Source organism: Blattabacterium cuenoti, from assembly GCF_014252055.1.
In the GTDB taxonomy this organism is placed as follows: Bacteria; Bacteroidota; Bacteroidia; order Flavobacteriales; family Blattabacteriaceae; genus Blattabacterium; species Blattabacterium cuenoti_D.
Genome location: NZ_CP059208.1, coordinates 560,811 through 573,991 on the forward strand (window position 1 = coordinate 560,811; position 13,181 = coordinate 573,991).

Annotated in this window: 11 protein-coding genes; 4 read left to right on the top strand and 7 right to left on the bottom strand. The window is 24.3% G+C overall.

Annotation, left to right across the window (positions count from 1 at the left end):
• Nucleotide 1 precedes the first annotated feature (1 nt).
• On the top strand, nt 2-1,585 hold the full coding sequence (locus tag H0H48_RS02780; RefSeq protein WP_185871040.1) for a phosphoenolpyruvate carboxykinase (ATP): 1,584 nt from the start codon (nt 2-4) through the stop codon (nt 1,583-1,585).
• A 13-nt stretch (nt 1,586-1,598) separates the two neighbouring features.
• On the opposite strand, the gene H0H48_RS02785 is transcribed toward H0H48_RS02780, so the two are convergent.
• Nucleotides 1,599-2,198: a riboflavin synthase gene (locus H0H48_RS02785; protein ID WP_185871041.1), complete on the bottom strand. Its 600-nt coding sequence runs from the start codon at nt 2,196-2,198 to the stop codon at nt 1,599-1,601.
• Between the two features lie 46 nt (nt 2,199-2,244).
• Here H0H48_RS02785 and pdxA point away from each other — a divergent pair, with 46 nt between their 5' ends.
• Nucleotides 2,245-3,279, top strand: coding sequence for a 4-hydroxythreonine-4-phosphate dehydrogenase PdxA (gene pdxA / locus H0H48_RS02790; RefSeq protein ID WP_185871042.1), 1,035 nt, complete (start codon nt 2,245-2,247; stop codon nt 3,277-3,279).
• A 4-nt stretch (nt 3,280-3,283) separates the two neighbouring features.
• On the opposite strand, the gene H0H48_RS02795 is transcribed toward pdxA, so the two are convergent.
• Entirely contained in the window at nt 3,284-3,523 is a 240-nt protein-coding gene (locus H0H48_RS02795) for a F0F1 ATP synthase subunit epsilon (protein ID WP_185871043.1), read from the bottom strand.
• Nucleotides 3,524-3,539: 16 nt separating this feature from the next.
• Nucleotides 3,540-5,054, bottom strand: a complete 1,515-nt coding sequence (atpD, locus tag H0H48_RS02800) for a F0F1 ATP synthase subunit beta (RefSeq protein WP_185871044.1) — start codon at nt 5,052-5,054, stop codon at nt 3,540-3,542.
• 119 nt (nt 5,055-5,173) lie between these two features.
• Here atpD and H0H48_RS02805 point away from each other — a divergent pair, with 119 nt between their 5' ends.
• Both H0H48_RS02805 and H0H48_RS02810 read left to right on the top strand, forming a co-directional pair.
• Nucleotides 5,174-6,112, top strand: coding sequence for a bifunctional riboflavin kinase/FAD synthetase (locus tag H0H48_RS02805; RefSeq protein ID WP_185871045.1), 939 nt, complete (start codon nt 5,174-5,176; stop codon nt 6,110-6,112).
• Complete coding sequence (locus tag H0H48_RS02810) at nt 6,096-8,801, top strand: PD-(D/E)XK nuclease family protein (RefSeq protein WP_185871046.1); 2,706 nt, start codon at nt 6,096-6,098, stop codon at nt 8,799-8,801. Before H0H48_RS02805 ends, H0H48_RS02810 begins: the two co-directional genes overlap by 17 nt.
• On the opposite strand, the gene leuB is transcribed toward H0H48_RS02810, so the two are convergent.
• The 4 genes from leuB to H0H48_RS02830 are packed head-to-tail and all read right to left on the bottom strand — an operon-like array spanning nt 8,795 to nt 13,041.
• Entirely contained in the window at nt 8,795-9,856 is a 1,062-nt protein-coding gene (gene leuB, locus H0H48_RS02815) for a 3-isopropylmalate dehydrogenase (protein ID WP_185871047.1), read from the bottom strand. The genes H0H48_RS02810 and leuB overlap by 7 nt on opposite strands.
• The gene (leuD, locus tag H0H48_RS02820; RefSeq protein ID WP_185871048.1) at nt 9,853-10,449 is read right to left on the bottom strand and encodes a 3-isopropylmalate dehydratase small subunit; all 597 of its coding nucleotides are present in this window, start codon (nt 10,447-10,449) and stop codon (nt 9,853-9,855) included. Before leuD ends, leuB begins: the two co-directional genes overlap by 4 nt.
• Nucleotides 10,436-11,821 carry a 3-isopropylmalate dehydratase large subunit gene (gene leuC / locus H0H48_RS02825; RefSeq protein WP_185871049.1) on the bottom strand — a complete coding sequence of 462 codons (1,386 nt, stop codon included), beginning with the start codon at nt 11,819-11,821 and terminating at the stop codon, nt 10,436-10,438. Before leuC ends, leuD begins: the two co-directional genes overlap by 14 nt.
• A 2-nt stretch (nt 11,822-11,823) precedes the next feature.
• Nucleotides 11,824-13,041, bottom strand: coding sequence for a 2-isopropylmalate synthase (locus tag H0H48_RS02830; protein ID WP_185871050.1), 1,218 nt, complete (start codon nt 13,039-13,041; stop codon nt 11,824-11,826).
• Nucleotides 13,042-13,181: the final 140 nt, after the last annotated feature.

Here is a 13,181-nt window from a genome sequence, read left to right on the forward strand (position 1 = left end):
TATGATCTCTCTCTCTTTAGAAAGCTATGGAATTTTTAACTCTTTAAATAATTATCAATTGAGTTCTTATGAATTACAGAGTATAATCATTAAGAAAAAAATGGGAATAGAAACAAAATCTGGAGTATTAGCTATTAATACTGGATATTTTACTGGAAGATCTCCAGATGATAGATTTATTGTTAAAGATTCCATTACAGATAATAAAATATGGTGGGATAAAAAATTTAATATTCCATTTGATCCAATGAACTTTGATAAGTTATATAAAAGAATGGTTGAATATTTATCAGGAAAAGAACTATATATTAGAGATGGATATCTCTGTTCTGATAAACGTTTTAATATGAATATTCGTTCTATTAACGAATATCCATGGTCAGATTTTTTCATTTATAACTTATTTTTTAGATTGAATAATAAATTCAATGAAAATTTTTTACCAAATTGGTTATTATTATGTGCTCCAGGTTTTCAATCAAATACTCATAAATATGGAACTCGTAAAGGAAATTTTTCTATATTAAATTTTTCTAAAAAAATAATATTAATTGGAGGGTCAGGGTATACAGGTGAAATAAAAAAATCTGTATTTTCTGTTTTAAATTTCACATTACCATACAAAAATGTATTTCCTATGCATTGTGCTGCTAATGTTGGAAAACATAAAAAAGATACAGCTTTATTTTTTGGATTATCTGGAACAGGAAAGACGACCATATCTAATGATTTTAATAGAAATTTAATAGGAGATGATGAACATGGATGGACTTATGATGACATTATTTTTAATTTTGAAGGAGGATGTTATGCAAAAATATTTGGAATTTCCAAAGAAAAAGAACCTATGATTTATAACGCAATAAGAAAAGGAGCAATTTTAGAAAATGTTATCCTTAAAAAAAATAAAGAAGTAGATTTCTTTAATGATTCTATTACGGAAAATATAAGAATAAGTTATCCAATACATTTTATAAATAATATTGAAAAAAAATTATCATCTTCTAATATAAAAAATATTTTCTTTCTTACTTATGATGCGTTTGGAGTTCTACCTCCTATAGCTAAATTAAATAAAGAACAGTCAACCTATTATTTTTTATTAGGATATACTTCTAAAGTAGCTGGAACAGAATTAAATATAAAAGAACCGGTAGCTACTTTTTCTTCTTGTTTTGGTGCCCCATTTATGCCTTTACACCCTATTAAATATACAAATATGTTAATGGATAAATTGAATAATAATTCTAATATATCAGTGTGGATGATAAATACAGGATTAATTACAAAAGATAATAAATATTTTTTTCGTATAAAACTAAATGATACTAGACGTATTGTTAAAAATGTTTTAGATAACTTTTTATTAAAAGTTCCATATGAAATAGATCCTATTTTTAGATTTAAAATTCCAAAATTTTGTCCAGGAGTATCTTCTAATATATTAAATCCAAGAAACATATGGAAATGTAAAGAAATGTACAAAAAAAAAGTTAGAACATTAATTAATAAATTTAATGATCATTTTTCTATATACAAAAAAAATATTTCATCAGATATTTTATCTGGAGCACCAAATATGTAAAAATATAAAAAAATTATTTTTTTATATTTTTAACGTAATTATTAATATATTTTCCAATAACATCAAATTCAATATTTACAATATTACCTATTCTTAATAGTTTTAAATTTGTTTTTTCATAAGTATATGGAATAATAGAAACATGAAATAAATATTCATTAAAGAATTTGATAATAGTAAGACTTATTCCGTTTACAGCAATAGACCCTTTTTCTACAACAAGATTGGTTATTTTTTTCCTAGTTTCAAAAAAAAATAGCCAACTTCCATTTCTATTTTTTATTTTAACAATTTTTGCTGTTGTATCTATATGTCCTTGTACTATATGTCCATCCAATCTTTTATGAATTATTAAACTTCTTTCTAAATTAACTTCATCTTTAATTTTTAAAAGTTTTAAATTTGTGCATAATAAAGTCTCTTCAGAAGCTATTACAGAATAAGTTTTTTCATTAATATTAATATTTGCAACGGTTAGACATATTCCATTATGACTAATACTTTGATTAATTTTTATTTCATAAAATGGATTATTAAGAGTAATATGCATATTATTCTTATCGTAACAAATATCATGAACCTTTGTTACACATTCTACAATTCCAGTAAACATATGTATTATAATTATAATTAATTTTGTTTAAAAAAATATTATTATAATGAATTATAGGAAAAAAAAAATTAAAGTAGGAATTACTACTGGAGATATTAATGGAATTGGAATGGAAATTTTTTTGAAAGTTTGTAGAAAAAAAAGACTTTTAGATTTTTTTACACCAATATTATTCGGATCTACTAAATTATGCACTTATTATAAAAAGATTCTTAATATAGAAATTAATAACATAAAAGAGATAAGAAATCTTAAAGAAATCACTGACCATAAAATTAATGTTTTTAATGTATGGAAAGATGATGTAAAATTTGAATCAATAAAAATAAACCATCCTGAATCTGGAAAGTACCCTATACTTTCTTTGAAAAAATCCGTAAAAAGTTTAAAAGAAGGAAAAATAGATGTTCTTGTTACATCTCCTGTGAACAAAAAAATTATGAATTTTAAAGGATTATCATTTTACGGTCATACAGAATATTTACAAAATATTTTAGGTGGAGAATCATTAATGATAATGATTCATGATTCATTAAAAATAGCCTTAGTTACTAATCATATTCCATTAAAAAAAATTAATTCTGAATTAACTACAAAAAAAATAATAAAATCAATTAAAATTTTACATAAATCTCTCATAATTGATTTTTCTATAGAAAAACCTAAAATTGCAGTATTAGGTTTAAATCCTCATTCTGGAGATAATGGATTGATAGGAGATGAAGAAAAAATAAAAATAAAACCGGCAATAGAAAATTTATTCCAGAAAAAAGGATGGTTAATTTTTGGTCCTTATTCTTCAGATGGATTTTTTAGGAACCAAAACTATCGTAATTTTGACGCTGTTTTATCAATGTATCATGATCAAGGATTAATTCCTTTCAAGATATTAACTTTCAATGAAGGAGTAAATTTTACGGCAGGATTGCCTAAAATCCGGACTTCTCCAGATCATGGAGTAGCATATGACATAGCAAAAAAGGGAATAGCTAATGAAAATTCATTTGAAGAAGCTATTTTTAGTGCTATAAAAATATTTAAAAATAGAAAAGAATATATGAAATTAAGTTCCTATAAATAAATTATCATAAAATAATTACAAAAATACTATTTTTTTTTACTCGTAACAAACCTCCTTCTTCTATCTTTATTTTTTTATTTTCATTCATATTTATTGATAATTTTAAAAATCCATTTATTAATATAGAGATAAAGGGGGCATGGTTTTCTAATATTTGGAAATAACCATTAAAACCAGGAGCTACAATAGAAGATATAGATCCTTGATATAAAATTTTTTTACTGTTTATAACCTTTACTTCCATGATTATTATTAATTAATTATGTTTTCAATTTTACATGATTGATAACTTCTTCTATAGTTCCCTTTAAATTAAAAGCAGTTTCTGGAATGTTATCTAATTCTCCATCCATTATCATATTAAAACCTTTAATAGTATCTTCAATATTTACAAATTTTCCTTCAATTCCTGTAAATTGCTTCGCTACATGGAATGGTTGAGATAAAAAACGTTGAACACGTCTTGCCCTATAAACAGTCAATTTATCTTTTTCGTTTAATTCTTCAATTCCCAATATTGCTATGATATCCTGTAAAGAATTATATTTTTGTAAAATCTCTTTAACCCGTTGCGCACAATCATAATGTTTTTTATCTATTATGTCTGGAGATAAAATTCTAGAAGTAGAATCTAATGGATCTATTGCTGGATAAATACCTAAAGAAGCTATTTTCCTTGAAAGAACAGTTGTAGCATCTAAGTGAGAAAATGTAACTGCAGGAGCAGGATCTGTTAGATCATCTGCAGGAACATAAACAGCTTGTACTGAAGTAATAGATCCATTTTTTGTAGAAGTAATTCTTTCTTGCATAGCCCCCATTTCAGATGATAAAGTTGGCTGATATCCTACTGAAGACGGAATCCTACCTAATAATGCTGATACTTCAGATCCAGCTTGAGTAAAACGAAAGATATTATCTATAAAAAATAAAACATCTTGTCCTTTTTTTCCATCTATAGATTGATCTCTATAATATTCCGCTAATGTTAATCCAGATAATGCAACCCTAGCTCTAGCTCCAGGAGATTCATTCATCTGTCCAAATACAAAAACTGCTTTAGATTTTTTTAAGGCTTCTTTATCTACTTTAGTAATATCCCAATTTCCTTCTTTCATAGACTTTAAAAAAGATTCTCCATATTGAATAATTCCAGATTCTAACATTTCTCGCAATAAATCATTTCCTTCCCTAGATCTTTCTCCTACCCCCGCAAATACAGACTTTCCTCCATGACATTTTGCTATATTATTAATTAATTCTTGAATCAACACTGTTTTACCAACTCCTGCTCCTCCAAATAAACCAATTTTTCCCCCTTTCGGATAAGGCTCTATTAAATCTATTACTTTTATACCTGTATATAGGATTTCTGTTTCTGTAGATAGATCTTCAAAAATTGGAGGATCATTATGGATAGGTCTAGTCATAGATTTATCTATTTTACCTAATCCATCTATACAATCTCCTAAAACATTAAAGACTCTACCATTAATATATTCTCCTATAGGAACACTAATTGGATGATTCAATGCATATACTTCTTGTCCTCTTTTTAATCCATCTGTTTCTCCTATAGAAAGACAACGAACTTTTTTATCACCAATATGTTGTTGAACTTCTAGAATAATTTTTTTTTTATCGTTATCAAAATTTACTTTTAATGCATCATAAATCTTAGGAAGATTATTTCCATCATTATCTTTAAAAGATACATCAATTATAGGCCCTATAATTTTACTTATTACGCCTTTTAATTTATTTTTTTTATACATGATGTCAATCACTTTTTTTAGAAAATGTTAACTTTGAATATGTCTGTTTATTGTAAAAATCCATAATTATCAAGTATCTTTAAATCCGTTGTAAATGTATAGAGAAAAAAAATAAAATTTTGAAAATTTATTCATCAATTGATGATTTTTCCTCTTTTTCTCCTTGTGTTTTTACACTTGGAGTTTTTGATGGAGTTCATATTGGACATAGAGAAATAATTAAAAATTTACTATTTAGATCCGAACATAAATATTGTCCTATTCTATTAACCTTTAATCCACATCCAAGAAAAATATTAACTCCTAAAAAAAATTTTTTGTATTTAAATTCTCTCAATGAGAGAATAAATAAATTAAAAGAAATAGGAATAAAACATTTAATAATTCAACCTTTTACCTTATCTTTTTCAAGATTAAGTATTACAGATTTTTTTAATATTTTACATTCTAAGTTTAAAATTAAAAAAATAATAAATGGACACGACGCACATTTTGGAAGGAATAGAGATGGTTCTTACGAAGAGCTAAAAAAACTTTCTCATGTTTATGGTTTCCAAATTTATAGAGTTTCTCTTTGTAAATTAAGGAAAAAAATAATAAGTTCTACCAATATACGAAAATCTCTATTATTAGGAAATATAAGGTGGGCAAATGAAGCTTTAGGGTATTTTTATACTATATCTGGTTATGTTATAAAAGGAAAAGGAATAGGAAAATCGATAATAAGAGTTCCAACGGCTAATATTAAAGTAAATTCTAAAAAATTAATTCCAAAAAAAGGAGTTTATGCTGTAAAAATAAATTATTTAAATAACCTTTATGAAGGAATGTTAAACATAGGATTTAATCCGACCATAGATAAAAAAAATAAAGAAATTAAAATAGAAGTACATATTTTTGATTTTTTTAAAAATATTTATGGAAATAAAATAGATATTTTTATTATTGATATTATACGAAATGAAAAAGAATTTTCATCTATTCAAGAATTAAGAGAACAAATACAAAAAGATAAAATAAATATCAAAAAATTTTTTTCTTGTGAAAAAAAGAATTGATAGAATAATACAGTATTTTTTTTTCGATAAAAAAATAAAATTGGGTGAAAAATTCATACTAACATCAGTTGGTGATTCTATTATAGAATACATTAAAAGTAAATATCAATTTACAGTAAATCCTCTTTGTGTATCTTTTCTTACAATAGAAAAGTTGTTGGAGAATGTTTCAGGATTACGTATTATAGATAATAATTTTTTGCTTCTTTATTTATTTTATTCATTAAAAAATAAGAGTGAAATAGAAAATAATTTCAGTTATTATTTAAAATGGGGGCCTAAGATTTTGAATGATTTTAAGAATATAGATTATGAAATAATAGATATAGAAAATTTTTTTTCTTTGGTTATTTCTGCAGAAAAAATAAAAAAATGGACTACAAACATTTCTTTTTTAAAAGAAAAAAAATTCATTTTTTGGGAAAAAGTTTATGAGTATTATAAAACTTTACAATCTGAACTTTTGAAAAAAGGGTTTGCCTATAAAGAGATGATATTTAGATTGTTAGTAAATAAATATTTAGATTCATTTTTTTATAAAAATGTTAATACAACGATTATCTTATTTTTTAATAGTAATTTTTTATATGAAAAATATGTAAGATATTTTTTAAATAAAATTGATAAATATGAGAAAGGATTCATATATGATCTATCTGAACATAATTTTAGAAAAAAATATTTTTTAATATTAAAAAAAGAAAGAATAAAATTAGATAATTTAGAAATCATTAGTGTTTCAAAAGAAATAGAACAAGTAAAAATTGTAGAAAATATAATTTATTCATTATATGATGATAATAATAAAAAATACAAATGTAGAAAGAAAATACTTGTAGCTATTGGAGATAAATACTTGTTTGTTCCTCTATTACATTCTATTAAAAGAATAAAAGGATGTTATTACAATTTTAATATAGAATATCCATTAAGAATGGTTTCTATACATTATACTATTGATTCAATATTTCAATTATTATTAAAAAAAAATAAACATAAAGAGTTTAATAAAAAAGATATAATAAGATTATTATCGGATAGATATATTAAAAAATTCTTTTTACAAGAAGATTCCTTATTGAGGATTTTATTAGAAACTAAATCAATTTTTATTTCAGAGCATGATCTAAATAAATATTTATTAAATAATGATTTACGTTTCATATTAGAAATCCAAAATTCTGATACAAAAAAAATACTTCTTAGTCTTCTTAATTTTATTAGAAAAATAAAAAAATTTTTTAAAGAAGATACTTCTCTCTATTCTATAGAACATGAATTTATTTCTAAATTAGAAAATTATATACAAAAAATAAAAATAATAGTTAGAAAGAAAACTAATTTATTTTTTGGAATAAAAGATATTTTTAGCTACTATGAACAATTTTTAAATACAGAAAGTATCCGTTATATAAAAAAAAATGAAGATAGTAATAAAAATGAGGTATACATAACAGTAACAGGTTTTATTGACGATCATTTTATTTTTGATGATTTTGATACAACAATTATCACTTCTTTTAATGAAGGAATAATCCCTAGTTATTATAATAAAAATACTTATTCTTTTATTCCATTTGATATTCGTAAAAAATTAGAAATCGATTACAACAATGAAAATTTTTATTTTCACCACCTTATGAAAATTTTACATTTTTCTAACAAAATATTTATAATATATAAAAATAACCCTGATGAATTAAATTCAGGAGAAAAAAGTCGCTTTATTCATCAAATAGAAAGAATTTCTAATATTTCCATCAAACAAATTAATTTTCCTTTTATTCCTAAAAATTTAAATACAACTCCCATTGTAATTAAAAAAACACGATCAATAATTAAAAGTTTAGATAAGTTAGCCTATCAAGGTTTTTCACCTTCTTCCATTCATTTATATAATTATAACCCTATATTATTCTATTATAAAAAAATATTAGGATTAAAAGATTTAGAAAAAACTAATATTAAACAAGAAATAGGAAAAATAATACATCAGGTATTAGAAACATTATATTGTCCATTAAAGGGAAGTTTAATGACATTAGATTTAATACAAAATGAGATTAAAAAAAAATTGGAATATGTTATAAAAAAATTTATTTTGGAAACTACGGCCCTTACTATAGAAGGAGAAAAAATGTTGTATTATCCCATTATAAAAAATTATGTAGATAATTTTATTCATTGGGACGAAGAATCTATTAGAAACGGACATAAAATATTTATCAGAGAAATAGAACATAAAATATCTACAACATTAGATCTTAATAAAAGAATAAAACTACATGGAATTATAGACCGTATAGATGAATACGATGGAATTATTCGTATAATTGATTATAAAATAGGATTTTCTAAAAAAAAAGAAATAAATATTTCATCAAATGAAATAGAGAATATTTTTAAAAATCCTTATTTATCTAATGTTATGCAATTACTAATCTATTTATATCTTTGGTTTAAATATTATGAAAAAGAAGATTCTCCTAGAATAGGAATTGTATCTCCATATATAAATAAATATAATTCAGTTATTCATGTTTCTATAAACTTTTTTTACAATAAAAAAATAAATATAACATATAAAGATTATAAGAATAATATTCTTCCATTTCTTATAAATCGAATATTAGAAATTATGGATCCGGAAAAACCAATTATAGAAACTATCATACAAAGTCATTATTGATTTTCTATATATTTTTTTATGTAATCTCCTACTTCATCAGTGGTTGATGATAGATATAAATTATCCATAATGTCTTGGGTACATATTCTATTTTCAATAGAATTATTGACAGCTTTTTCTATAATATTTTTTTCTTCATGCATACCAAAATATTCTAACATCATTGCAGATGAAAGAATTGATCCTAAAGGGTTTGCTATATTTTTACCTTTTGCTTGTGGATAAGATCCATGTATAGGTTCAAAAAGAGGAGTTTTTTTTCCTATAGAAGCAGAAGGTAGCAATCCTAATGATCCTGCAATAACACTAGATTCATCAGAAAGAATATCTCCAAACATATTATCTGTTAAAATAACATCAAATTTTCTAGGATTGAAAATAATTTGCATAGCTGCATGATCTACATATATAAATTCTAGATTAACATCAGGATAATCATATGATATTTTACTAATAACTTCACGCCACAACCTAGAAGTTTCAAGCACATTAGCTTTATCAACTACTATTATTTTTTTTTTTCGATTACTAGCTGCTTTAAAAGCTATTTTTCCTATTCTTTCTATCTCATTTTTTGAATAAATACAATGATCATAAGCTAGTTCTCCATTCTCATAACGTCCTTTATCCCCAAAATAAATACCTCCTGTTAATTCTCTATATATTACAAAATTAACTTTTTTTAAAATATTTTTTTTTATAGGAGATTTATTAATACTTGGATAAGATACTATAGGACGAATATTGCAATATAAATCCATTTCTTTTCTAAGTTTTAATAAACCATCCTCAGGTCGCATTCCGTTTGAATATTTATCTCCTTCAGGATCTCCGATACAACCAAATAATATAGCATCTGATTTTAAGCAACTATTTATTGTTTTTTTTGGCATTGGATTTCCAAATTTTTTTACAGCACTAAATCCAGCTGGAGCTATTTCATAAAAAAATTCATGATGATATTTTTTTTCTATTGCATTAAGAATTTTAATTGTTTGTTTTATTATTTCAGGACCAATTCCATCTCCTTCTATTACGGTAATATTTTTTTTCATTTTAAATGAATATTTTTTTTCTCAAAAATTTCTATTTCTTTTTTAAGAGAAACTAAAAAATCTATATCATCATATCCGTTTAAAAAACATTTTTTTCTATATGGATGAATATAGAATTCTTCAAATTCTTCTGTATTTTCTATTATTACTTTTTGATTAAGTAAATCTACTTTAATTTTTTTTTTTGGTTTATTTTCAATTATAGAAAACAATTTTTTAAGAAAATTATCAGATACTTCTACAAGAAGTAATCCATTATTTAAGGCATTTTCTTTAAAAATATCAGCAAAAAAACTAGATATTATAACTCTAAATCCATAATCAATAATACTCCAAACAGCATGTTCTCTACTAGAACCACACCCAAAATTTCTACCAGTTAAAAGAATATTTCCAGAAAAATTTGGATTATTTAATATAAAATTTTTATTTAATGATCCATCATTATTATAACGCCAATCTTTAAATAGATTTTTTCCTAACCCATCTCGTTTGACTTCTTTTAGGAATCTAGCTGGAATGATCTGATCTGTATCTACATCTTCAATACGCAATGGGATTACGTAACTAATCAATTTTTTAAATTTTTTCATAGATATATTTATTTACATCAACAATCTTTCCCTCAATTGCGATAACTGATGCAGTTAAAGGGCTTGCTAATAAAGTACGAGAACCAGGTCCTTGTCTTCCTTCAAAATTTCTATTGGATGTAGAAACACAATATTTACCAGAAGGTATTTTATCTTCATTCATAGCTAAACAAGCAGAGCATCCTGGTTGTCTAAATTCAAATCCTGCTTTTTTAAAAATCTTATCTAACCCTTCTTCTTTAGCTTGTTTTAATACTTGATTAGACCCAGGAACTACCATAGCTCGTATATTACTAGATTTTTTCTTTCCTTTTATCACATAAGCTGCTATTCTTAAATCTTCTATTCTAGAATTGGTACAACTTCCTATAAAAATATAATCTATAACCTTTCCTATTAAAGATTCTCCTTTACTAAAACCCATGTAATCTAAAGATTTTTCATCTACATTCTTATATGGAATAGGTTCTGTTATTTTTATAGCAGTACCAGGATTTGTACCAAAAGTAATCATAGGTTCTATTTCATCAGCTTCTAATGAATATTCTTTATCAAAAACTTTATCTTTATCTGTTTTCAAAGACTTCCAATATTCTATAATTTTTTCTTTTGAATCATCATTTAAAAATACTTTACTTTTCTTAATATAATTAAAAGTAATCTCATCCGGTGATATTAATCCTCCTTTTGCTCCCATTTCAATACTCATATTACAAATAGTCATCCTTCCTTCCATGCTCATTTTTTCTATAGTATTCCCTGAATATTCTATAAAATATCCAATTCCTGCATCTACTCCTAATTTTGAAATTATATATAAAATCACGTCTTTTGGCGTTACTCCTTTTCTCAAATTTCCATTTATTTTAATTTTCATTTGTTTAGGCTTTGAAAGTAATAAACATTGGCTAGCTAGTACCATAGTTACTTGACTAGTTCCAATTCCGAATGCTATGCTACCAAAAGCTCCGTGAGTAGAAGTATGACTATCTCCACAAACTATTGTCATTCCTGGAAGAGTATGACCTAATTCAGGCCCAATAACATGAACTATTCCATTATATTTATTTCCTAGCTCATATAATGTTATTCCAAAATTCTTACAATTTCTTGTTAATGTATTTATTTGTTTTCTAGATAAAGAATCTGAAATAGGTAAATGTTGATTTATAGTAGGTACGTTATGATCTACTGTTCCTATAATTTTTTTAGGCCTAAAAACAGAAAGATTTTTTCTTTTTAATTCTAAAAAAGCTTGTGGGCTTGTTACTTCATGTATGTAATGTCTATCGATATAAAGTACATCTATTTTGTTATTTAATTTTTTTACTGTATGAGATTCCCATATTTTATCAAACAATGATTTTAACATTTTTACACAACATTTATTATTCTTTTTTTCTTATTCGAAGAATGTAATATTTTATTATTTTTATTATTTAAATTAGCTTTCTCTAAAATAATTTTTAATTCTTTATCAGTAATTTCTTTCTTTTTATCTGCATAATGAAGAAATATAGAATAAATCAAATCTAAAGATCTTTTATTCAAAGAATATCCTAATTTTTTATAACGATATGCTAAAGCAGCTCTTCCACTTCTTGCGGTTAGAATAATTGAGGATTCATTGATTCCAACATCTTCAGGATTAATGCTTTCATAAGTTTCTCTTCTTTTTATAATACCATCTTGATGTATCCCAGATGAATGAGAAAATGCATTAATTCCTACAATAGCTTTATTAGGTTGTACTTTCATTCCTGTGCAATCAGATACTAAATAACTTATAGAAGAAATTAGTTTTGTGTTAATATTGGTAAAAAAATTTAGATGTGGGTTTTGTTTAATTATCATTACAATTTCTTCTAAAGAAGTGTTTCCAGCTCTTTCTCCTATTCCATTTACGGTACATTCAACTTGTTGAGCCCCATTTATAATTCCGAATAAAGAATTAGCTGTAGCTAATCCTAAATCATTATGACAATGAGTAGATAATACAATTTTATGTATTCCTGTAACGTTTTCTTTTAAAAAACGTATTTTTTTTCCGTATTCTTCTGGTAAACAATATCCAGTAGTGTCAGGTATATTTATAACTGTAGCTCCACTTTTTATTACATTTTCACAAATTTTTGCTAAAAAATTATTATCTGTACGTCCTGCATCTTCAGCGTAAAATTCTACATCTTCTACAAACTTTTTTGCATATTTTACAGAAAGTTTAGCTCTTTCTATTATTTTTTCTTGAGTACTATTAAATTTATAAAGAATGTGACAATTAGATGTTCCTATTCCCGTATGAATTCTAGGTTTTTTAGCATATTTTAATGCATTACCAGCTAATTCTATATCTTTTTCTACAGCTCTAGCTAATGCACATACTATTGTTTTTGATACTGATTTACTAATCTCTTGAACAGATTTATAATCTCCAGGACTTGAGGTAGGAAATCCTGCTTCTATAATATCTACACCTAAATCTTCTAATCTTTTAGCTATTTTTATTTTTTCTTTTGTATTTAATTTACAACCTGGAACTTGTTCTCCGTCTCTTAAAGTTGTATCAAAAATCTGTATTTTATTATTTTCCATACTATCTGGATTATTTTATAGTTCCAAAACTATTTTTTCCAAAAAAGAAACAGAAATAAATTCTATGAATATTTACAATATCTAATAATTGAAATTATTGTATATTTTTCTATCTATCAATTCAAATACCATTATATTAT

Bases quoted from the DNA above. Each gene is read 5' to 3' on its own strand.
- pdxA (WP_185871042.1), top strand. From the start codon at position 2,245: ATGAATTATAGGAAAAAAAAAATTAAAGTAGGAATTACTACTGGAGAT.
- leuD (WP_185871048.1), bottom strand. From the start codon at position 10,449: ATGAAAAAATTTAAAAAATTGATTAGTTACGTAATCCCATTGCGTATT.
- leuC (WP_185871049.1), bottom strand. From the start codon at position 11,821: ATGTTAAAATCATTGTTTGATAAAATATGGGAATCTCATACAGTAAAA.
- H0H48_RS02780 (WP_185871040.1), top strand. From the start codon at position 2: ATGATCTCTCTCTCTTTAGAAAGCTATGGAATTTTTAACTCTTTAAAT.
- atpD (WP_185871044.1), bottom strand. From the start codon at position 5,054: ATGTATAAAAAAAATAAATTAAAAGGCGTAATAAGTAAAATTATAGGG.
- H0H48_RS02785 (WP_185871041.1), bottom strand. From the start codon at position 2,198: ATGTTTACTGGAATTGTAGAATGTGTAACAAAGGTTCATGATATTTGT.
- leuB (WP_185871047.1), bottom strand. From the start codon at position 9,856: ATGAAAAAAAATATTACCGTAATAGAAGGAGATGGAATTGGTCCTGAA.
- H0H48_RS02795 (WP_185871043.1), bottom strand. From the start codon at position 3,523: ATGGAAGTAAAGGTTATAAACAGTAAAAAAATTTTATATCAAGGATCT.
- H0H48_RS02830 (WP_185871050.1), bottom strand. From the start codon at position 13,041: ATGGAAAATAATAAAATACAGATTTTTGATACAACTTTAAGAGACGGA.